Annotated in this window: 24 protein-coding genes; all 24 read left to right on the top strand. The window is 31.5% G+C overall.

Translation table 11 applies throughout. From position 1 onward, the window contains the following. The first annotated feature begins 7 nt into the window (after positions 1-7). The gene (locus HGI79_RS14125) at positions 8-523 is read left to right on the top strand and encodes a hypothetical protein (protein WP_185651340.1); all 516 of its coding nucleotides are present in this window, start codon (positions 8-10) and stop codon (positions 521-523) included. Continuing rightward, positions 520-921: a thioesterase family protein gene (locus tag HGI79_RS14130; protein WP_185651341.1), complete on the top strand. Its 402-nt coding sequence runs from the start codon at positions 520-522 to the stop codon at positions 919-921. The genes HGI79_RS14125 and HGI79_RS14130 overlap by 4 nt, the downstream gene beginning before the upstream one ends. Next, positions 918-1,610: a hypothetical protein gene (locus HGI79_RS14135; protein WP_185651342.1), complete on the top strand. Its 693-nt coding sequence runs from the start codon at positions 918-920 to the stop codon at positions 1,608-1,610. Before HGI79_RS14130 ends, HGI79_RS14135 begins: the two co-directional genes overlap by 4 nt. Further along, on the top strand, positions 1,610-2,332 hold the full coding sequence (locus tag HGI79_RS14140) for an enoyl-CoA hydratase/isomerase family protein (protein ID WP_185651343.1): 723 nt from the start codon (positions 1,610-1,612) through the stop codon (positions 2,330-2,332). Before HGI79_RS14135 ends, HGI79_RS14140 begins: the two co-directional genes overlap by 1 nt. A gap of 14 nt (positions 2,333-2,346) precedes the next feature. Continuing rightward, the gene (locus HGI79_RS14145; protein ID WP_185651344.1) at positions 2,347-3,468 is read left to right on the top strand and encodes a 3-oxoacyl-ACP synthase III family protein; all 1,122 of its coding nucleotides are present in this window, start codon (positions 2,347-2,349) and stop codon (positions 3,466-3,468) included. A 25-nt stretch (positions 3,469-3,493) separates the two neighbouring features. Continuing rightward, positions 3,494-4,894, top strand: coding sequence for a B12-binding domain-containing radical SAM protein (locus HGI79_RS14150; protein WP_185651345.1), 1,401 nt, complete (start codon positions 3,494-3,496; stop codon positions 4,892-4,894). 18 nt (positions 4,895-4,912) lie between these two features. Then, positions 4,913-6,055, top strand: coding sequence for a 3-hydroxyacyl-CoA dehydrogenase family protein (locus tag HGI79_RS14155; protein ID WP_185651346.1), 1,143 nt, complete (start codon positions 4,913-4,915; stop codon positions 6,053-6,055). Positions 6,056-6,089: 34 nt separating this feature from the next. Continuing rightward, positions 6,090-7,310, top strand: a complete 1,221-nt coding sequence (locus HGI79_RS14160) for a beta-ketoacyl synthase (RefSeq protein ID WP_185651347.1) — start codon at positions 6,090-6,092, stop codon at positions 7,308-7,310. Between the two features lie 21 nt (positions 7,311-7,331). Further along, on the top strand, positions 7,332-8,339 hold the full coding sequence (gene rfbB, locus HGI79_RS14165) for a dTDP-glucose 4,6-dehydratase (protein WP_185651348.1): 1,008 nt from the start codon (positions 7,332-7,334) through the stop codon (positions 8,337-8,339). Positions 8,340-8,372: 33 nt separating this feature from the next. Continuing rightward, entirely contained in the window at positions 8,373-9,143 is a 771-nt protein-coding gene (locus tag HGI79_RS14170) for a sugar phosphate nucleotidyltransferase (protein WP_185651349.1), read from the top strand. Further along, complete coding sequence (locus tag HGI79_RS14175; protein ID WP_185651350.1) at positions 9,121-10,329, top strand: glycosyltransferase; 1,209 nt, start codon at positions 9,121-9,123, stop codon at positions 10,327-10,329. The genes HGI79_RS14170 and HGI79_RS14175 overlap by 23 nt, the downstream gene beginning before the upstream one ends. Before the next feature lie 136 nt (positions 10,330-10,465). Next, positions 10,466-11,179 carry a 4'-phosphopantetheinyl transferase superfamily protein gene (locus HGI79_RS14180; protein ID WP_185651351.1) on the top strand — a complete coding sequence of 238 codons (714 nt, stop codon included), beginning with the start codon at positions 10,466-10,468 and terminating at the stop codon, positions 11,177-11,179. 13 nt (positions 11,180-11,192) lie between these two features. Continuing rightward, the gene (locus tag HGI79_RS14185) at positions 11,193-12,527 is read left to right on the top strand and encodes a hypothetical protein (RefSeq protein WP_185651352.1); all 1,335 of its coding nucleotides are present in this window, start codon (positions 11,193-11,195) and stop codon (positions 12,525-12,527) included. A gap of 104 nt (positions 12,528-12,631) precedes the next feature. Continuing rightward, the gene (locus HGI79_RS14190) at positions 12,632-13,267 is read left to right on the top strand and encodes a PIG-L deacetylase family protein (protein WP_185651353.1); all 636 of its coding nucleotides are present in this window, start codon (positions 12,632-12,634) and stop codon (positions 13,265-13,267) included. A gap of 77 nt (positions 13,268-13,344) precedes the next feature. Continuing rightward, positions 13,345-14,235, top strand: coding sequence for an NAD(P)-dependent oxidoreductase (locus HGI79_RS14195; protein WP_185651354.1), 891 nt, complete (start codon positions 13,345-13,347; stop codon positions 14,233-14,235). A 25-nt stretch (positions 14,236-14,260) separates the two neighbouring features. Next, entirely contained in the window at positions 14,261-14,446 is a 186-nt protein-coding gene (locus HGI79_RS14200; protein WP_185651355.1) for a hypothetical protein, read from the top strand. Between the two features lie 59 nt (positions 14,447-14,505). Next, positions 14,506-14,928, top strand: a complete 423-nt coding sequence (locus HGI79_RS14205; RefSeq protein WP_185651356.1) for an SRPBCC domain-containing protein — start codon at positions 14,506-14,508, stop codon at positions 14,926-14,928. A gap of 41 nt (positions 14,929-14,969) precedes the next feature. After that, complete coding sequence (locus tag HGI79_RS14210; RefSeq protein WP_185651357.1) at positions 14,970-15,920, top strand: ketoacyl-ACP synthase III; 951 nt, start codon at positions 14,970-14,972, stop codon at positions 15,918-15,920. Between the two features lie 48 nt (positions 15,921-15,968). Continuing rightward, the gene (locus tag HGI79_RS14215; RefSeq protein ID WP_185651358.1) at positions 15,969-16,205 is read left to right on the top strand and encodes an acyl carrier protein; all 237 of its coding nucleotides are present in this window, start codon (positions 15,969-15,971) and stop codon (positions 16,203-16,205) included. A 25-nt stretch (positions 16,206-16,230) separates the two neighbouring features. Further along, the gene (locus HGI79_RS14220) at positions 16,231-17,172 is read left to right on the top strand and encodes a GNAT family N-acetyltransferase (protein WP_185651359.1); all 942 of its coding nucleotides are present in this window, start codon (positions 16,231-16,233) and stop codon (positions 17,170-17,172) included. A gap of 270 nt (positions 17,173-17,442) precedes the next feature. Continuing rightward, positions 17,443-18,273, top strand: a complete 831-nt coding sequence (locus HGI79_RS14225; protein ID WP_185651360.1) for a substrate-binding domain-containing protein — start codon at positions 17,443-17,445, stop codon at positions 18,271-18,273. 23 nt (positions 18,274-18,296) lie between these two features. Continuing rightward, positions 18,297-18,956, top strand: a complete 660-nt coding sequence (locus HGI79_RS14230) for an ABC transporter permease (RefSeq protein WP_185651361.1) — start codon at positions 18,297-18,299, stop codon at positions 18,954-18,956. Further along, positions 18,946-19,647 carry an ATP-binding cassette domain-containing protein gene (locus HGI79_RS14235; RefSeq protein ID WP_185651362.1) on the top strand — a complete coding sequence of 234 codons (702 nt, stop codon included), beginning with the start codon at positions 18,946-18,948 and terminating at the stop codon, positions 19,645-19,647. The genes HGI79_RS14230 and HGI79_RS14235 overlap by 11 nt, the downstream gene beginning before the upstream one ends. Positions 19,648-19,728: 81 nt before the next feature. Then, a complete protein-coding gene (gene glp, locus HGI79_RS14240; RefSeq protein WP_185651363.1) occupies positions 19,729-20,961 on the top strand; it encodes a gephyrin-like molybdotransferase Glp in 1,233 nt (410 codons plus the stop codon). Positions 20,962-20,963 lie beyond the last annotated feature (2 nt).

The following is a 20,963-nucleotide window of genomic DNA, read 5'->3' on the forward strand; positions in this document are numbered from 1 at the left end:
TCATAGGTTGAAATGGATTAAGGAATTATTTTCAAAAAATACAGAAGTAAAGAAAATTAACGCTTCTGTTTTTATCCCGGTAGATGAAGAGCATATCGAAGATGTTTTTCAACAAATATACGATATAGAGAAATTCTACAAATGGTTTAATTTTTTTCCCGTTCTTTGGCTAAGTTTTGATAAAAAATATATGGATGTAGGATGTATTGGAACAATTCGATTTACTATGCCGTTTTTTTACTATAAATTAAAGGTTGTAGAAGTGATACCTAATAAGTGTATTAGACTAGAAGGGGCAGGCGGTATGGTGAGCGGTAAAGCCTTCTTTAATTTTATAATAAAAGAAGATGGAATATTACTTGAAAATCCGCATTATCTTGTTGGAATCAATAAGTTATTACATAAGTACTATTGCTACTGTTTGACACCAAATCATCCTCCCTTTATGAATTGGAGATATTCGATTTTAAAAAAGAATTTATTTAATGAAATTGAAAAGAAGAAAGGAAATTTACAAAAATGAAGCACGAGTTTTCCTTCGAAGTGCGGGGTTATGAATTAGATTCCTTCAATCATGTGAACAATGCTGTTTACATTAATTATATAGAAGAAGCCCGCTGGAAGTTTTTAAATGAAGCAAAGTGGATTAACTATATGAAAGATAACTCACTCCATCTTGTAGTAATTGAAACCAATATCCGCTATATCAGTGAACTTAAAGTTTTTGATAAAGTAGTTATAAAAAGCCAGTGGCATTATGAAGATGACTATTTCATAGCAAACCAAAATATTTATATGGAAGGCACTAATAAGAAGGTCGCAAAAGCTACTGTAAAAATGATATTAGTATCTACTGAAAGAATAGTGAATGAAATTCCAGATTTTATTAAAAATGAAATGGATAATAAGGTGACACTATGATTAGAGAAGAAGAACAATCTTTTCTAATCGTGAAAGGTTCTACTGCTTTTTTATACATCAATGATTTTAATGATATTCTTCACCATAAGAATGAAATTGATGAGAATATTTCCAAGGATGAAATCATTGTATTGACAATTATATGGAATAGCAGCAATATTGCATCAAGTATAAGTAAAGACCAAAGATTAGAAATACATAGATGGTTTAATTCACTTGAAATTCTTTCTATTGCAGTAGTGGATAACCTTTGCAGCGGGGACTTACTAGAGTTAATCATGTTATGTGACATCCGTCTGGGAGGAAATAATCTTTCTATTCAATTCCCTGATAGTGAATCAGAATTTGTATTTAATTTTGAAGAACGCTGTCAATTGCTTATGGGAAATAAAAGGAACATTCATAACTATAGTGGCTTACTTGGAAAGATTTTAAATCCTGATGAGGTTTATAACCTAGGATTAATAAATAAAGCTATTGATATAGAAGATATGGTAAATGAAGTGCAGAATTACATAAACAAAATAATAGGTAGTAAGAATAACAATCAAGTCAAGGCTATAATAAGATGCTTCAATAATTATAAACAGTTTGGTTTGAATTCTAATGAGGAGTTATTGTTAGAACAGGAATCTAAACAGTTTTGCAAATTAATTCTTAAAGAATATTTAAAAAAAGAGGACATGTGATGAACATTGAATTAAACAAGGTTTCTTTTGAAGAAAAAGATGATATTGGATATATTGTCATTAATGATCCGCCTGCCAATAAGATGACGTCTTTATTCCTTAAAGAATTCATTTTTATTGTCCGTCAATATGTTGCTCAATCCAGAGTCAAGGGAATCATAATAACTGGTAGCGGGAGGCACTATAGTTCAGGGGCGGACGTAGAACAACTTAAGGAAATAGTAGCAACTCAATGTATGCTTGATAGTGATGATAATTTAATTGCTTACCCAATGTGGTATCAAGAAAACCGTGCAACTTTTAATTTTTTTAACGCCCTAAATATTCCTGTTATAAGTGCTATTAAAGGATTATGTATCGGATCCGGATTTGAACTGGCTTTATGCAGTCATATTCGTATTTGTGGAACTGGAAGTACATTGGGTCTTCCTGAATCAACCTTTGGATTCTTGCCAGGGGTTACGGGTACTTTGAGATATTTAGAACTAATCGGCTTAGGAAAAGCTCTAGAATTAGTGTTAAGCGGTGAAACATTTTCACCTGAAGCAGCAATGGAAATGGGATTAATTGATGGTGTTGTTAATAAGAAAGAGACATTGACTTATTGCGAAGAGTTGATGAGATACATTTTGCAGATGGAAACCCCATATTCAAAAGAGAATATCAGTGAATATATAGAGAGTTTTAATAAAAAATATAAAAATAATAGTATTACAGTATAGGAGGAATTATAGCCGTGGAAAAGAATGTAAAGTTAATTGGGACAAGCACATATCTCCCAGGGGAACCTATAAAATTCGAAGAAATCAATAATTATTTAGGTAATTTTGATAAGGCACCTAAAAAAATACAAGATTGGGTGGACAGAATTCAACCAATTATGAAAGAAATGCTTGGTTTAGAATACTGTCATTATGCATTCAATAATAAGACTAGAACTTTCGATGAAGACTTTTTAAGTTTAGCTGTAAAAGCTTCTAAGTTAGCATTAGAAGATGCAGCTATCCAAGCAAAGGATATTAATCTTATAATTTATGGTGGTGCTTATTCTCATCAAGTTCCACCGATAACAACAAGAATACAAGAAGAATTAGGTATTGACATATGTGGTGAATTCCATATTCATTCCAATTGTTCATCTGTTTATAAGTCTATTAAATTGGCTCATACACTTTTAAAAACAGGAGAATACAAGAATGCATTAGTAGTTTCTTCTCATGTTGCAAGCTCATGTTTCATACCAGAGTTTTACAACCAAGAGAAAGCTACTAAAGAAGATATATTCCTAAGATGGTATCTATGTGATGGTGCTGGAGCATTTATTTTAACAGCTGATGATGAAAAGAAAAACGGATTCTATCTAGAAGATACATACATTGAATCTTCAGGAGGAAAAAAACTTTCCTGTATGGGTAATGATTATCCTTATCACTGGAGTAATCCTTTAACAGATTACGCTAATGGTGCTCATCACACTAGACAATTGTATTTAAATAAAATGGCTGAATATGCAATGGAAGAAAATGGAAAGTCCATATTCTATAATGCATTACTAAGAATGCTTGAGGTTAAGAAGATTAATCTTGATTCCTTAAAATATTTTGTTGTTAATATGCCATCAAAGGGTGTTAGACAAACTATAATGGAGGAATGTGCTGAATTAAATGTTCAATTAGATCAATTCTATCACTCAATAGAAAAAATTGGTTATACTGGACCACCAGCAGCATTAATATCAATAGATCTTTTATTAAAAGAAAAGCAAAATACCTTTAAAAATGGGGACTTAGTATTCAGTTTCGTAATGGAAGTAAGTAAGTTTATGCAAGCTGGTTTCACTCTTCGTTACGTAGACTAATTTTGATAAGTAAGGGGTTAAAAATATGAAAATTTTACTTGTAAATCCTCCAATTCCAAGAAAATTTAGAATGCTTGAATATGCTGACGAAGCAGGAAAAAAATCAATTTTAAGAAGAGTAATGGTAGGACCACCACTAGGATTAAATGAGCTTGCAGGTATGATACCTGAAGAGGATGTTATCATTCTTGATCAAAAAGCTGAGCTTGATGCAGATCCTAATTACAATCATTTAGAAGCACTTATTAAGGAAATTAACGAATTTAAACCTGAATTTGTTGCTATAACCTGTTTAACTGCCCAATATAATTCTGTAATGGGCATGCTAGAAGCAATTAAAAATTATGACAATAAGATTTTAACTTCTGTTGGTGGAATTCATCCTTCACTATGCCCAGAAGATTTTATAGGCTCAAAAGCAGATATAATATCAATAGGTATTGGAAAATTGAGTTTTTACCAGATTGTTCAAGAATTTAAAAAGAATAAGGAAAACGCAGATTTTTCAAATATAGCAGGTTTGGCTTTAAATAAAGGAGATAGTCTTCATTTTACAAAACCATTAAGCGAAGTAAGCTATGATGAATTCCAGGAGTGTCATATGCTTGAAAACATTCTGCCAAATAGAGCTTTGACCGATAAATATGACTATAGAATTTCTCGTATGGATAATAAAAAGATTCAATACTTAAGCACTTCATTAGGATGTACACATAAATGTAACTTTTGTACCGTATGGCCATTGACTGATGGGCGTTATTTCCATAGAGATGTAGAATCTATCATTAGTGAGTTAAAACTAATGGATGAATATCCTATAATACGTTTTTGTGATGCTAACACCTTTGGTAATGTTGAAAAAGTTAGACAATTGTTTAACCGCATTATTGAAGAAGGATTAAATAATCACTTTTATATTGCTGATGTAAGAACGGATACAGTAATAAGACACCCTGATCTTATAAAATTAGCTGCTAAAGCTGGATTAAAGGTAACAATATGCGGTCTTGAAGCTACAAGCGACGAAGAACTTAAAAAATATGGAAAGCAAAATTCAATCGATACAACTAGAGAAGCATTAAGGATATTAAATGAAGCTGGTATTTGGGTAAATGGAAACTATATTGTTCGACCAGATTTTGTTGAAGAGGATTTTGATAGAGTAGCAAGTTTTGTTACCGAGAATCCAATTTACCATGCAGGCTTCACCATTTTAACACCATTCCCTGGAACAGAACAATGGGAAGAGTTAAAGGACCAAGTAGTTATTAAGGATTACGACTACTATAATCTTACCAATGCTGTTCTAGAAACAAAGCTTCCAGAAAGAGAGTTTTATAATAAACTTTCAGAACTTTACAAGACAAGTGCGAAGGCAACTGAAAAGTATTTCTCTATATACGGAAATCCTGATCAAACTAAATAATTATTAGTGAGGTAAAGTATGGAAGTTGGTATTATTGGTAAAGGGAAAATGGGAAGAGATGTATTTAATCATCTCTTCCAATTTGATGATAAACTTGTTTTAATATGCAGGAAGCTCCAAGATGTAGAGGAAATAACAAGTTCTGTTGAAAAGCAGTTAAAAAAAATGTTGAAACGAGGATACATAACTAATTCTGAATATGAAGAAAAAATGCAATCTTTTCTTGTATCAAATGATTTATCTGCATTAAAAAACTGTGATCTGGTTATTGAATCAATTTTTGAGGAGAAAGAGCTTAAGCAGGATATTTTTGAAAGAGTAGAATCTATTGTGAAACCTGAGTGTATTTTAGCATCCAACACTTCATCAATACCTTTAAATATTGTTTTTGAAAAATGTAAAATAAAAGAGCGCTGCCTAGGTATGCATTTCTTTTTTCCTGTGAAGGTTACAAGGACTGTTGAAGTTAGTAAAACTAGATTTACTGAACAAAAATATGTTGAAGTAGTAAAAGAACTAGTAAAAAAAATTGATAAGACTCCTCTTGAATTAAAAGAAGAGGCTAATATGATTTTGTCGAAAATGCTTTTAAACATGATATCTCAGAACTATATTATCTACGAAGAGAACTACCTAACTATGGAAGAAATAGATAAGGCATTAAAAGAAAATCTCTTCACCTTTGGATTATTTGAGATTATTGATTCAACAGGTATTAATATTGTTCTCGAGAGTAGAGAGAATTTTAATAGCCACCGTTACATGAACCTTTATACTCCTTTCTATAATAGAGGGAAAAAGCTATTAGAGGAAGGTTATCCAGGAGGAGTCGGTAACAAAGGACTCATAGCCTATGAGCAAGAACATCCAGTAACACTTAAGAAAGTTGATGAGGCAGAGTTAGAAGATTATAAGCAAAATATTGTATTAAGGTTACAAAGCCTTCTTATCAACGAATTAGCTTTTTTAATAAATAATGAATATGTTGAAAAAGATCAAATGAATGAAGCGGTTAAGGAAGCTTTAGGATTATCTGAAGATCCTATCAGTATGCTAAAGCGAATCGGAAATCAAAAGATTATAGATTGTCTTTTAGATAGTTATGAAAAATCTCAAGATGATCTTTATAAGCCCGAGGATTTATCTGTTTTAAACAATTAATAAATTGTTAGAGCTATAAGGGAGGGATAAGTTTATGAATAATGAGAATAAAACAGTTATTACCGGGATGGGGATGGTAACCTCTCTTGGGTTAAATATAGAGGAAAATTGGCAGAGTTTATTAGCAGGTCGTTCTGGAGTTAAGAAAATATCTTTATTTGATCCAAGTGATTCAGAAACTCAAATTGCCGCAGAGGTAAGTTCAGAGTTCGAGAAGCTTGCTGATAAACAAATACCACGAAGAGAAAGAAAACAAATGACAAGAACTACTAGAATGTCAATGATTGCAGCTAATGAAGCTATCAAGAACAGTGGTATCAATTTTGATAATTATGATAGAACACGAATTGCGGTTATTATGGGGGTAATTACTACTTCATATAATGACATGGAAAGGGAACAGTCTGGTTCTCATATTATTGTTAGATCAATGCCCAATGCGCCAAGTGCTTGGATTTCTCTTCATTATGGATTAGAAGGCCCTAATTTTAATGTTTCTACAGCCTGTGCCTCTTCTGCTTATGCAATTGGACTAGGTCACCAAATGATAAAATCAGGCATTGCCGACATAGTTATTGTAGGTGGAGCTGATTCACATATCGAGCCTGAGTACATTAGAGGTTTCAACCAAATACTTGCTATGTCTGTTAAAAATGATTCTCCAGAAACAGCATGCCGTCCTTTTAGCCGAACACGTGATGGATTTGTAATGGGTGAAGGTGCTGGAGTAATGGTATTAGAATCAGAAAAAATAGCACGCGAGAGAAACGCAACTATATATGGGGAAGTAGCTGGTTATGCAATCACTAGCGAAGCGACAGATATTACTGCTCCAAAAGAAGATGGAGTTGGTATGGCAAAGACAATGAGAATGGCTTTGGAAAATGCTAAAGTAAGTCATGATGAGATTGATTACATCAATGCACACGGTACGTCTACTTATTTAAATGACAAGTATGAGACAATGGGTATAAAAGAGTGTTTTGGCCAAGCAGCAAAAGGAATAGCTGTATCTTCATCTAAATCAATGACTGGACATACTGTTGGTGCGGCTGGAGCTATTGAAGGTATTATAACAGTTTTAAGCATTAAAAATAGTATGCTTACTCCAACTATTAATTATAATGATCCTGACCCTGAGTTAGATTTAGACTACGTTCCAAATGTAGCAAGAGAAAAGAATATTCGTGCAGCTATATCAAACTCCTTTGGTTTTGGTGGACACAACGCTACAATTGTTTATAAAAAATATTAATATATAGAGGAGGAGAGTAAAATGAGACAATTTTTAGTAACAGGCGGTGCTGGATTTATAGGCTCTAATTTTGTACGTTATCTTTATAATCATGAGAAAGATGTAAGGGTAAGAGTTTTAGATAAGTTAACATATTCTGGAAATATGGATAACTTGGAAGAGTTTATTGGAAGAGATGATTTTGAATTTGTTCACGGAGATATTTGTGATAATGATGTAGTTAAAGAAGCAATGAAAGGCGTTAATGTTGTAGTTAATTTTGCTGCTGAAGTTGCAGTTGACCGTTCTATACAGGATAAACAATCTTTTCTTAGAACAGATATTCTTGGTGTTCAAGTACTTTTGGAAAATGTATTAGAAAATAGAGATGCAATAGAAAGATTTATTCAAATCTCAACTGATGAGGTATATGGACAGATAGCAGAGGGTAGTTTCTTTGAAACATCTGAATTAAAACCTCGTAATCCATATTCTGCTTCAAAAGCTGGCGGAGAAAGACTAGCATATAGTTATTTTGCAACTTTTAACTTACCTGTTATTATCACCCGTGCATCAAATAATTACGGTCCATGGGCGTATCCAGAAAAGGCAATTCCTCTTTTTGTGACAAATTTATTAGAAGGATTGCAAGTACCTGTTTTTGGAACAGGAAATCAGATCAGGGATTGGCTATATGTAGATGATCATTGTAGTGGTATTTACCATCTGATAAACAACGGTGAGAATGGCGAGGTATATAACATCGGAGGAGGTCAGGAGTGCACAAATTTAGAGTGGACAAAGATGGTTTTAGAAATGCTCGGTAAAGATGAATCATCTATAAAATTTGTGGCTGACAGACCAGGTCATGATTTGAGATATAGTATAGACACTACTAAATTAAGAAATACTGGTTGGAAACCAGAATACAATTTGGAAATAGGACTTAAAAAGACTGTTGATTGGTATGTTAACCATCCAGAGTATTGGAAAAAACTTAAAGAAAAACTAGACAAAAGATATATCAACGGGTTCTGGGGAAATAAATAGAATAGTAAAAATAATTTTTGTGAGGTGTCGTATATGAGAGGTGTCATTTTAGCAGGGGGACATGGAAAGAGATTACATCCTTTAACGCTAGTTACCAATAAACATTTATTACCAGTTTACAAAAAACCTATGATTTATTATCCCATTGAAACATTGGCTAAAGTAGGTATAAAGGAAATTCTTATAGTAACATCAGGAGAATACTTAGGACATTTTTTCAGACTCCTTAAAACTGGTAAGCAATGGGGAGTAAATCTTCATTATGAAATTCAGGAAGGAAATGAAGGTACTGGAGCAGCATTGTTATGTGCTGAAGAGTTTGTAAAAAATGAAGACTTCATGGTGGTTCTTGGTGATAACATTGTTATTGAAGATATTAAAAGCTTTGTTGACGATTTTGAAAAGGAAAAAGAGGAATTTAAAGCAAAAATTCTAATCACAAAAGTAGACAATCCTCAGAAATATGGTGTTATTGAGTTTGAAGATAAAAGAGTTACAAGATTAGTGGAGAAACCTAAGATTCCTTTTTCAAATTATATAAATACAGGTTTATGGATCTTTCAACCAGAAGCTTTTTCATTACTTAAGGAATTAAAAATAAGCTCTCGAAATGAATATGAGACTACAGATGTTTTAAATCTTTATGCGGAACAAGGTAAACTTACATATGGCATACTTAACTCTGAGTGGACTGATGCAGGATCATTTGAACAACTTTACCAGGCAACTGCTTTAATGAAAAAATTAGAAGAACAAGAAATGAAAAAGGAGGAAATAGTCCTTGAAAAAAATATTATTTATTAATTTTCCAGTTTCAGGACACGTAAATCCTCAGCTTAATCTCTGTAGAGAGTTATCAGAAGAAAATGTAAAATTAGTTTACTATACTTTTGATAAGTATTTTCCTAAATTTGATGGAATAAACAATATAGAATTGCGAAAATATCCTGATAGTTTTTATAAATATTATAATGAATTAGCTGACGATGAAAGTCTTCAATCAAAATTTATAGCTTTAATATATGTATTCTATACATTTACAGAAAAGGTACTTCCTTTTATTATGGAAGAAGTAAATAAAGAAAAACCAGATCTAATTATATGCGATACCCTTGCTATTTGGGGAAAAATCGCTGCTCGTTATTATAAAATCCCTTATGCGTACTTTTATAGTAGTTTTATGGGGGATTCCACTATGATGAAAAAAACTCCTACTTTTGCGTTTGATTTAATTAAAAGTGCAGTATTAGATTTTTCATTTGTACTTAAATTTAACGCAATCATAAAACGAATTGAGAAACAATATGGTAAAATAGTAGATAAGCCACAGGAGATTATGGCTCATCAAGGAAAATTTTCTATGGTTGTGACTTCTAAAGAATTTCATCCAGCTGGAAATGAGTATCCCGAAAATGTAAAGTTCATTGGTCCTGCTTATGTTGATCGTAGTGAGGTTCCAAACAATAAAGATACTATATTCATCAGCTTAGGAACTATTACTACTAGTAATACATTCTGGGACACTTGTATAGATGCAGCCAAAGATCTTGGTTATAAGGTAGTGGTATCTTTTGGTGGTAACAAAAATAATAAAGTGAATACTGATAATTTACCAGATAACGTAAAATTATATGATAACTTGAGCCTAGAAGAGTATAGAAATGTGTTGAAAAAATCTGTTCTGTTTATATCTCACGGTGGTTTTAATAGTATCAGTGATTCTATTTTATACAAGACCCCTTTAGTAATTTGTCCAGGTCAGGCAGAACAAATTAGTAATGCAAAACTTGTACAGGCGTATGGTTGTGGTGTTCTTTTTATGGCTAATACAAAAAAACTTCAACCAGAAAAATTAAAAGAAAAAATTGTTGAAGTAATCAACGACAAGAGCATAGAAGGAAAATTAGAGAAATATCGTCAATCTTTTTTAAATTCCATGGGATATAAAAAACTGATTGAAGAATTAAACAAAGAATTTAATTTGTTTTAAAGAGGAGTCATTATGTATAAAGATGTAATTGTTTTTGCGAAACAAAATAAATTCCATCCATACAATAAAAATACCATAAATAAACAAAGGGTTTCAAAATTTCTGAAATCCTTTTTTTCCTAAGGATTATTTTACCATGATTTTACAGGAAATTCGCAATAAGATTTTTTCGAATAATATAAAGGCTCTCGGAGATTATAATGCATGGATTGTTAATGTGAAGGATTTTTACAAGTATATTGACCATATTAAACAGTATCTTTCAGATGAAGAGATACGAAAAAGCGGACAAATAAGAAGTGAACAAAATAAGCTCTTATTTTGTTTGCGTAAAGGTAGTACTCGTATTATACTCAGCAGCTTTTTAAATATGAAGCCTAATGAAATAAAATATGACTATAATGTTAACGGAAAGCCTTTTATATCTCACAGCGATTATAAAGATTTCAGTTTTAATATTTCTCATTCAGAGGAGTACCTATTTGTGGGTATAGCTAAAAACCAAGATATTGGTGTAGATATAGAAAAAATAAATCTGAAACGGAAGCATTCTCTTATAGCTGGAAGTATATTTTCTCCTAAGGAGATGGCTTTATTTAATAGTTATAATGAATTAAATAAGGTACGCTCCTTTTATAAAGCTTGGGTGCAAAAGGAAGCTATTAGTAAAGCTCTGGGCTTGGGTATTTCAATAGGATTTAATACATTTTCCGTTAATATCGATCCTAATTTCAATGATGAGCAATATAGTATAAACCTTGACAACTTAAAATATCCTATTAAAATGAGCGTAAAATTTGATTGTGACTATTTTTTATCAACTGCAGTAGTAGGAAAACAAGATTTATAAATTACATAAGAAGGTGAAACACATTAAAAATAATTTTATTAAAGCGAGTACTATAGAGAGTGGTTTCTGGGATTTTGACGGCAAATTAGGATGTAATACCATGTATCTTATAACTCATGTAAAAGATAGTTTTAATTTAGAAATTTTAAAAGAAAGTTTAAAGTATATTGTGAAGGATATACCTATTTTGTCTTGTAAAATGTCAAAGGGGTATTGGCGGGATAAATGGGAACGGATTGAAAATTTTGATATTAGTCAAATCATTCAAACAATCAGAGTCGATAAAGATTCTTTTTATGATAAAGCTTATTCACAATTTGTACAACTAGTGGATAAACGAATAATTTTAGAAAATGAACCGCCTTTAAAGGTAAAAATATTTTACAATGAAGAAATTGAAAATAAAGTTATAGTTTTTTGTATTCATCATGCTTTAGCTGATGGTAGAGGAAGTTTTCAGCTTGTAAAATTAATTGGAACTTATTATTATACGCTTTTTAATAATAATAAGTTAGTACCACAAAAAAATTATCGCAAAATGTCAAGATTAATATTTTCCTTTAATATGATTACTATCATAAATATGATTCTTCTATGCTTGAAGGGTTTGTTTCAGCCCAAATTATCCGATTCTTTTAAACCTTTACTTGAAATGGATAATATTAATAATAAAGGCAACGGTGAAAGCATCGAAAGAATCATATTAAGCAAAGAGAATATAAATAAAATAAAATCCTTTTATAAAGATTTTGATTTTACAATAAATGATATAATTTTACTTCTTACCACAAAATTGATGACTAAATATAATATGATATTAAAAGAACCTTCCTCTTGTGTAGGTGCAGCATTAGGCATTGATTTAAGGCGATATTTAAAAGAAGATATATTAAGCATAACAAATTATTCCGTAATGGAAATGTTTATAGTATATAATACAGAGACAAATGATTTACCAAGAATGGTTGAAAAACTTAAGTCTCTTAAGAAAAGGCCATTTGGTATTGGATTAATACTTCAAATCTTTTTATCAAATATATTTCCAATTACCGTTCAGAAATATATCTTTAATAAATGGGCGAAAGAGTTCATAATAGAAGGGTCGGTTCGCATGATGCAAACGACTAATGTTGGAAAGCTAGATGATTATGCAACGCCCTTTGGGGATGTGGTAGAAAATTTATCTTTTGTGGGACCCTCGCCAAGGTATGGATTTCCAGAAGTCAGTGTCTCAGGATATAAGGATTCACTAACTATATATTTTACAAAGTATAATGATGAAAATAACTTAACTAAAAAAGTTAAAAATGATTTTAATGAATTGCTAAACGAAATTCTCGCCCAATAGGAGGTAAAACATTATTAATTTAAATTCAATCATAATTAAACTGAAATTTAAATTATTATTTTTATGGAATTTAAGTTATATGGAATATTTTAGGAGGAGATACGATGGATATTTTAGTAATTGCAACACATCTAGATGATGAGGTTATCGGCTGTGGGGGTGCTATATTAAAGCATATAAGTGAAGGTCATAATGTTTATGTATGTTTTCTTTGTGGTGGAACTTCTGCCCGTTATCCGGATAAGGAGCTTGTGGAAACTCGAAGGAATCATGCAAGGAAAGTAGGTAATTTATTAGGAATAAAGGAAATATTTTTTTGTGATTTTCCTATTATAATGCTTGATACAATACCACAATTAGAAATTGTATCAGCTTTAGAGAAAGTGATTTATCAAGTAAAGCCTCAGGTTATTTATACTCATTATAGTGATGATATGAATTCTGATCATAGGGTTGTTTATAATGCTTCAATGGTCTGGTGTCGTCCATCTAAAACCCCTTTTTTAAAGAAAGTTTTATTTTATGAAATATTTGGATCAACTCGTAATTTTAATCCTAATTATTATATATCAATAGATAATCATGTTGAAAAAAAATTAGAAGCACTCTCTTTGTACACAACAGAGAATAATGTACAAACAAGAACTACGGATACAATAAAAAAAGCTGCTCAATATAGGGGTGCAGAAATCAATACAGACTATGCAGAAGGTTTTGTTGTATATAGACACATTGAGTAATAAAAATAGTTAAAAAAGGTCACTTAATTCAGTGTTTTGTTTAAACTTTTCAAGTTAAGGAAGGGGTGAAGTTTTAAATGAAAAAAAGAGTATTAGTAACCGGTTCAAATGGTTTTATTGGTCGAAGTTTTATTGAAGGCTTTGATAAAAATATTTATGATATATATGCTCTGGATTTTCAAGATGAGTTACATAAGGACATTGTTGAGATAAAAGATTATTTTTCTGTTGATATAAGTAAACCCTTCAATTTAAATGAGGACTTTGATGTAATAATTCATTTGGCAGCTTTAAATCAAACTAATATTAATAGTAATTTTTCCTATGAGCAATTCAGAAGTGTAAATGTAAATGGAACAAAAAATGTAATGAATAGTTGCAATTTCAAAAAGTTTATATTTTTTTCTACAGTCAATATATATGAAAAGTCTGCTGATCAAGTTGATGAAGATTCTCCGTTAAAACCTCTATCCGTGCTATCATTTTACGAAAAGTCAAAATATGAAGCAGAGTTAGTGTGTAAAGAACATATCGAGAATGAAAAATTAGTTATCCTGCGTCCAGCAAATGTAACAGGAATAAAACAAGAAAATAAAGCTATAGTTCCTTTTTTCTTTTCTAGGGCATCAAGGAATGAATCCATAGAAATTTTTGTTCCAAAAAACAGAAGGATACAGCTGCTGTCTGTGGAAGACTTATTCAAGGCAATAGAAATTATAATTTGTAATGAGCATATATATGGAACCTTTAATTTATCTAATAAAGATAATATTGAAGTAAGAACTCTTGCGGATAAGATTATTACACTATGTAATTCTCAATCTCCCGTTATGTGTACCAATGATAGTCTAGAAAATTATTCTGAAATTAATTCAGATAAAGCGAAACAATTATTAAATTGGCAGGCTGAGAATTCTATTGACACAATTATTAATGATTATGCAGAATTTTTTTACCAGAATAAATAATTTGGTACATAAAAGGAGATAGTCTATGGATGAAGAAAAAATTATAGAAATCATAGAGCAACATTGTGAAATAAAAGAAGATAGGAAATACTTAGCCTGTGCAGAGGCTTTTCAAATTGCTAAAGAGCTAAAAATAAATGTTTCGATTATTGGGAAATTGTGTAACCAACAAAGAATAAAAGTTAAGAGTTGTCAGCTTGGTTGCTTTTAATGTTTATAATGTTAAAGCATGCTTTGTTAACATAATTTTATGATATGGAGGATAGTACTATGGCATATGCAGAAAAAACTGTTTTCATAGAAAGACAGGTCACTGAAGTGTTTCAGTTTGTTTTAGATGGTGAAAATAACAAGCTTTGGAGGCCTACAGTTAAGGACATAAAAAGAATGGAGGACAAGCCAGTAGGAGTGGGCACGGTTTTTATTCAGGGAATGAATGGGCCAAATGGTATGAGAATAAATGCTGATTATGAGATTATTGAATGTGATATGGATAAAAAGATTGTATTTAAAGTTCTAAATGGTCCGTCCTTACCAATAGGTACTTTTAGTTTTGAAACGCAAGACAAAGGCACTAAAGTAACCTTTTCTATGAATGAAGCTAGTGTAATAGATCCTGCAAGAGATCACCATCTGCAGAAGGTGGTAGATGCTCTTACAGGTCTAAAGGAATATTTAGAATCAAGAGAATAGTTTGAGTTAAAGAAAAAATGGTTAGTAGAAAGGAGAAAATTATGGCTTTCTTAGTAGAAACGGCACAGTATCTTCCAGAAAATATCATTCATAATAAAGACTTGTCTCAATTTCCTGAAAAGTATCAGGAATTAATTGCTGAAAAAGCAGGTATTCTCTCAAGAAGACATGTAACCAATGAATGTACATCTGATATTGGAGCTAAAGCGGTTCAACTGCTGATTGAAAAAGCAGGTATTGACCCAAAATCAGTTGATGCCTTAATTTGTGCAACATCCTCACCAGATAGAATTCAACCTGCTACTGCTACTCGTATTCAAGAACTTTGTGGTTTAGAGAAAGCTTTTGCTTTCGATATTAATTCTGTTTGCAGTGGAGGGGTTTATGCTTTGAAGTTAGCTTCTGCATTAATTAATGATGGTTTACAAAATGTAATTGTAGTTGCTGCGGAAGTGTATAGTAAAATCTTAAATCCTAAAGATATTTCCACTTTTCCATACTTTGGTGATGGTGCTGGGGCAGCTTTGGTATCTAATCAAGGTGCATATGAACTAGCAGACTTTATTCTTTTTTCAGATGGAAGTGGAGCAGATGTAATAAAAGTAGCTGCTGGTGGTACTATGTTGCCAGCTAAAAAAGTAGAAAAAGAAAAAGACTTTTATTTTTCTATGTTAGGAGCAGAGGTATTTAAATTTGCTTGTAGCAAAGGAAGTGAAATTATAAAAGACCTTATTTCTCGGAACTCAGTTAAACCAGATAGAATAATTACCCATCAGGCAAATATAAACATTATCAAAGAAATTGCCAAAAGAACTGATATTCCCTATGAAAATTTTTTTATTAATGTGCAACATTATGCCAATACTGCAGGTGCATCATCTTTAATTGCTCTTAACGAATGTTTAGAGGCTAAAAAATCTGAAGAGAATATTTTTCTAGCAGTTTTTGGCGGAGGACTTTCCTGGGCAGGCTGCTACCTTAAAAAAAATTAGATAAATTTAGTTTTTAATATAAAAATAATATGTAAAGGAGAAAAGTAAATGAATATATTAGAACAAGTTATTTCAATTGCAAAAGAGAACTTTAATGATGAGGAATTAAACCCTACTGTAAAAATTGAAGATGTTAATGGTTTTGATTCCATGGCTCTTGTCCAATTTACTATTGAATTAGAAACAAATTTTAATGTTGAAATTAATGATGAAGAAATTTCTCGTTCCTTGACTTTTCAAGAGCTTAGCGATATTCTTGAAAAAAAAGTTAACGATTCATTATAGAATCCTGAACTAAGAGGGTATAAACATGGAGTTTAAATTAATAACTAGTGAATTTGAAAAAGGGCTATTTGTAAATGAGTGGGAAGACGCATGGGAGGATGCCTTTGATCGAAAACTTGATTCTCAATTTTCTTCTTGGATATTTAATAGTAGAAACAATATGTATGCAATATTTGAAGAGGATAAAATTGTGGCAGGGTATTGTCTACTAAATAATAAAGTAGTTTATAATGGAAATATTGTAGACGGAGCACTATGTAATAATGTTTTTGTTCGACCAAGCTATCAAGGATTAAATTTATTTGTAAAGCTAGGTCGCTATGCTCTTCAAAAAGCTGCTGAACAAGGAATAAAAATTGCTATAGGAATGCCAAATAAAAATGCTGTTCCTGGGCACAGACGGGTGGGTTGGACTTTTTTAAATCAAGTTTATTTCTTGGAAAAAAGCATTGTGCCATGTTCTTCAGAAACAATATTAACTGATAATATAAAAGTCTTAAACAGAGACAATTACCATATGTATGAAGATCAGTTAGAGATGTTTTCCATGAACATATCAAGCCAGCGAACATTTTCTGTCTTAAAAGACAAAAATTATTTTAAATGGAGATATGTAGAACGCCCTTCAGTTAACTATAAAATATTCACTTTTATAGAAAATGATACTGTATTAGGTTATGTAGTATACAAATTCTATGAAGTTTCAAACAGGCTTCATATTGTTGATATTGAAGCTGCAAATGAAGAGGTTTTTTATGCATTATTAAAGCTAACTGATAGTTTTAAAGAATCTTTTAACTTAGTAAATGCTTGGAGTTCAAGTATTTACCATAACTACTTTTTAAAAGCTGGCTTTAGTTTGAGTACGGAGTATAATAACTTAATTGCTATTAGACCACAAGTAAAAGAACCTGTTCTATTAGGGGATAAGGTGAATATTGTTCTCGGAGATAATGAGGTTTTTTAATGTTGTAGGTCTTATGAATAAAACATTTTTGTAGAGGAGGATTAAATGTCTAGATCGCATTTAATGGGCATATTTTCTGGTGCTAACTAGTAATTTGCCAAAGAGTCGTAGACAAGCTTCCTCAGAACCTAAGAATTCTGTTTATACTTTACGTCATAAACAGAATTCTTGGCTTCAAGGGAGTTTTGACTCCCTCTGAAGAGGAGTTTCCTATAAGATAGGAGTATTAGAGCGGATAGTCATCGGATAAAAAATGAAAGGAGTTTTTTTATGAGAAAGAAACTTACAGTATTTTTTATTTTTATTTTTATTTTTTTAGTCGGATGCAGCAGCAGTAATAAACCACAAGAAGTTAGAACTATGGTACTAGCTACTACTACCAGTACTCAAGATACAGGTCTTTTAGATGAGTTAGTTCCTTTATTTAAAAAAGACACTGGTATAGATGTGAAAGTGGTAGCAAAAGGTACAGGAGAGGCTTTAAAACTTGCTCAAAATGGCGATGCTGATTGCCTTTTAGTACATGATAAGCCAAAGGAAGAAGCATTTATAAAAAATGGTTATGGACTCCAAAGATATGATGTAATGTATAATGATTTTGTTATTGTGGGTTCTGTTGATGATCCAGCTAAAATTAAAGAAAAGGCTTATAACAATCCGGTTGAAGCTTTAAAGATAATTAAAGATAGTGGAGCTAAATTTGTTTCCAGAGGAGATGAATCCGGTACTGACAGTAAGGAAAAAAGTTTGTGGAAGATTGGTGGAATTACACCTAGTGGAAATTGGTACATATCTGCTGGTAAGGGAATGGGTGCAGTGTTACAAATGGCAGATGAAATGAAAGCTTATACATTAAGTGATAGAGGTACTTATTTGTCGATGAAGGACAAGCTAAAACTTCAAATTGTTACTGAGAAAAGTCCGCAGCTATATAATCAATATGGAGTAATGAGATTAAATCCTAATAAGAATAAAATTAAAGAAAAGGAAGCTGATGAATTCATCAATTGGATTTTATCTGATAAAATTCAAAAGACCATAGGTGAATACGGAAAAGAAAAATATGGTCAATCGCTTTTTATTCCAAATGCTAAAAAATAGCTAAAGAACAGGAGGATTCTAAAATGTCAATGATGATAAAAGAAATACGTCCTGTTATAGTTATGTCTTTAATAGTATCTATATCTTCTACAGTTATTTCATCATTAGTAGGAATAATATTAGGTATTTTAGCAGGACTAGCAGACTTTAAAATGAAAAAATTGTTATCAAGATTATTAGAAACTTTTATGAGTACTCCACCAGTACTTATGGGACTTATAGTATATCTTATACTTTCAAGAAAAGGTATTTTAGGAGGTCTAGAGCTTTTATTTACCTCAACGGCTATGATTATAGCCCAGACCTTATTAGTATTTCCTATAATAGCAGGTCTTACTATGAGTTCAGTACAAAAACAGGGCAGGGAGATTAAAAAAAATTGTGAGGTACTAGGAGCTTCTAAAACTAAGATCGTATTAACAATAATAAGTGAAATGAAAGGTCAATTACTTACTATTATTGCTACGGGTTTTGGAAGAGCTATTTCAGAAGTTGGAGCTGTAATGATGGTAGGAGGAAATATTAAGGAGCACACAAGAGTAATGACTACGTATATAGCTTTGGAAACGGGAAAAGGAAATTTTGAAGGAGCTATTACCATAGGGGTAATACTTCTTGTTATTTCACTGACTATAAATATTACTCTTCACAAATTTCAAGGAAGTGACACTAATGAATATTGAGGTTTCAAATCTGGTGAAACAATACGGAGAAAGAACAGTAGTAAATATAGATTATTTTAATTTTAAAGAACCAGGATTATATTTGATTCTGGGATTGAATGGAAGTGGAAAGAGCACTTTTCTCGAATGCATTGCAGGATTAAATAAATCCAATGATGGAATTATAAAATATGATGATAAAAGCTTTAATGAAGCAAAGGTACAAGTTTCTATGTTACTTCAAAGACCTTATATTTTCAATGGTTCTGTAAAAGAAAATATAATAAAAGGACTCTTATTTAAAGAAAAACAATGGAAAAAAAGCTTTGAAAATTATAGTCCTTATATTAAGGACTTAGGTATAGAAAATTTAATAAACAAAAATGCAAAAAATTTATCTGGTGGAGAAAAAGCAAAAACAGCTCTTTTAAGGGTAGCTATGTTAGAGACAAAGGTAACCTTGTTAGATGAACCAACTGCTAGTATGGATTTAGAAAGTACATTGATTGCTGAAAAGTTGATAAAGTCTATGGCTGTAAGTGGTAGAACTGTAATTATGGTTACTCATGATCTATATCAGGCAAAAAGAATAGCTGATTATGTATTATATATGGATAAAGGTAAAATTATTGAACATGGAAATAGAAAAGAATTTTTTACTAATCCTTCAAATGAAAAAGTAAAAATCTTGTTAAACATAGGGGAAAATTAAAAGGATAAAGGCTGCAATTATAAATGTTAGTATTTTTAAGGGGCAAAAGTCTAAATGTGCAAGATAGGGGGGTGCTAGTGTATGGACTTTTATAAAGTGGCATCAGTGGAAGAGGTAAAAGATATTATTAACTCTAATTTTTCTCTAAACTTAGAAAAAGAACTAATAGATCTTAAGCAGTGTAATGGTAGAATACTATATCAGGATATTACTTCACCTTTAAACATTCCTGGCTTTAAAAGATCTATGGTGGATGGTTATGCAGTAAAGTGTAAAGATGTGCAGGGAGCTAGTGAAAGTATACCATCTATGCTTGATTTAAAAGGAGAAGTTACAATGGGTAAAATGTCTTCTCAAGCATTAGAGTTTTCCGGCGAATGCATGTATATACCTACTGGAGGAATGCTTCCTAAAGGTTCAGATAGTGTAGTTATGATAGAGTACACTGATAAAATGGAGGATGATACAATACTTGTAAATAAATCAGTAGCTTTTGGAGAAAATGTATTGGATGAAGACGAAGATGTAGAATTAGGAGAAACTGTGCTTAAAGGAGGGACACTACTTAAACCTTATAGCATAAGTATGCTGTCAAGTTTGGGAATTATTAAAGTACCAGTGTTTTGCAAACCAAGGGTAGGAATAATTTCCACAGGAGATGAAATTGTATCACCAGAAGAAAACCCAAACCCAGGTCAAATTAGAGATATTAATTCATATCTTTTATATTCTTCTGTTATTGAAGATGGTGGAGAACCAATTCTTTACGGGGTTATAGGTGATGATTATGAAAAATTATTGGAAGCTGCCCAAAAAGCTCTTGATGAATGTGATATAGTTCTTATATCCGGGGGAAGCTCAGTGGGAAAGAAGGATCAAACTGCAAAAGTTATTGATGCACTTGGAGAACCAGGCATACTTCTTCATGGAATATCTATAAAACCGGGTAAGCCTACTATACTGGGTAAAGTAAAGAATAAACCTATATTTGGATTACCTGGACACCCATTGTCTTGTGCAGTAATTTACAGAATATTAGTTAGATATCTTTTGCAGAGAATAATGAAGCTTGAAGAAGTAGAATATGCTATTCCCTGCAAATTCAGTATGAATTATCACAAGGCTAAAGGAAGAGAAGAATATCTTCCAGTTACTATTGATAATAAAGAGGAAGAGTATATAGCTATACCTATCTTAACTAAGTCTGCAGCTATTAGTGGATTTACTAAAGCTTGTGGTTATGTGAAGATTGATAAGAACGTAGAGGGAATTCTTAAAGATCAAAGAGTATATGTTTATAGATTTCAGAGGTGATA

It is taken from the genome of Clostridium sp. DJ247 (assembly GCF_014231265.1).

Bases quoted from the DNA above. Each gene is read 5' to 3' on its own strand.
- rfbB (WP_185651348.1), top strand. From the start codon at position 7,332: ATGAGACAATTTTTAGTAACAGGCGGTGCTGGATTTATAGGCTCTAAT.
- glp (WP_185651363.1), top strand. From the start codon at position 19,729: ATGGACTTTTATAAAGTGGCATCAGTGGAAGAGGTAAAAGATATTATT.
- HGI79_RS14230 (WP_185651361.1), top strand. From the start codon at position 18,297: ATGTCAATGATGATAAAAGAAATACGTCCTGTTATAGTTATGTCTTTA.
- HGI79_RS14235 (WP_185651362.1), top strand. From the start codon at position 18,946: ATGAATATTGAGGTTTCAAATCTGGTGAAACAATACGGAGAAAGAACA.
- HGI79_RS14135 (WP_185651342.1), top strand. From the start codon at position 918: ATGATTAGAGAAGAAGAACAATCTTTTCTAATCGTGAAAGGTTCTACT.
- HGI79_RS14190 (WP_185651353.1), top strand. From the start codon at position 12,632: ATGGATATTTTAGTAATTGCAACACATCTAGATGATGAGGTTATCGGC.
- HGI79_RS14170 (WP_185651349.1), top strand. From the start codon at position 8,373: ATGAGAGGTGTCATTTTAGCAGGGGGACATGGAAAGAGATTACATCCT.
- HGI79_RS14160 (WP_185651347.1), top strand. From the start codon at position 6,090: ATGAATAATGAGAATAAAACAGTTATTACCGGGATGGGGATGGTAACC.
- HGI79_RS14140 (WP_185651343.1), top strand. From the start codon at position 1,610: ATGAACATTGAATTAAACAAGGTTTCTTTTGAAGAAAAAGATGATATT.
- HGI79_RS14155 (WP_185651346.1), top strand. From the start codon at position 4,913: ATGGAAGTTGGTATTATTGGTAAAGGGAAAATGGGAAGAGATGTATTT.
- HGI79_RS14215 (WP_185651358.1), top strand. From the start codon at position 15,969: ATGAATATATTAGAACAAGTTATTTCAATTGCAAAAGAGAACTTTAAT.
- HGI79_RS14220 (WP_185651359.1), top strand. From the start codon at position 16,231: ATGGAGTTTAAATTAATAACTAGTGAATTTGAAAAAGGGCTATTTGTA.
- HGI79_RS14205 (WP_185651356.1), top strand. From the start codon at position 14,506: ATGGCATATGCAGAAAAAACTGTTTTCATAGAAAGACAGGTCACTGAA.
- HGI79_RS14200 (WP_185651355.1), top strand. From the start codon at position 14,261: ATGGATGAAGAAAAAATTATAGAAATCATAGAGCAACATTGTGAAATA.
- HGI79_RS14130 (WP_185651341.1), top strand. From the start codon at position 520: ATGAAGCACGAGTTTTCCTTCGAAGTGCGGGGTTATGAATTAGATTCC.
- HGI79_RS14150 (WP_185651345.1), top strand. From the start codon at position 3,494: ATGAAAATTTTACTTGTAAATCCTCCAATTCCAAGAAAATTTAGAATG.
- HGI79_RS14225 (WP_185651360.1), top strand. From the start codon at position 17,443: ATGAGAAAGAAACTTACAGTATTTTTTATTTTTATTTTTATTTTTTTA.
- HGI79_RS14195 (WP_185651354.1), top strand. From the start codon at position 13,345: ATGAAAAAAAGAGTATTAGTAACCGGTTCAAATGGTTTTATTGGTCGA.
- HGI79_RS14180 (WP_185651351.1), top strand. From the start codon at position 10,466: ATGATTTTACAGGAAATTCGCAATAAGATTTTTTCGAATAATATAAAG.
- HGI79_RS14210 (WP_185651357.1), top strand. From the start codon at position 14,970: ATGGCTTTCTTAGTAGAAACGGCACAGTATCTTCCAGAAAATATCATT.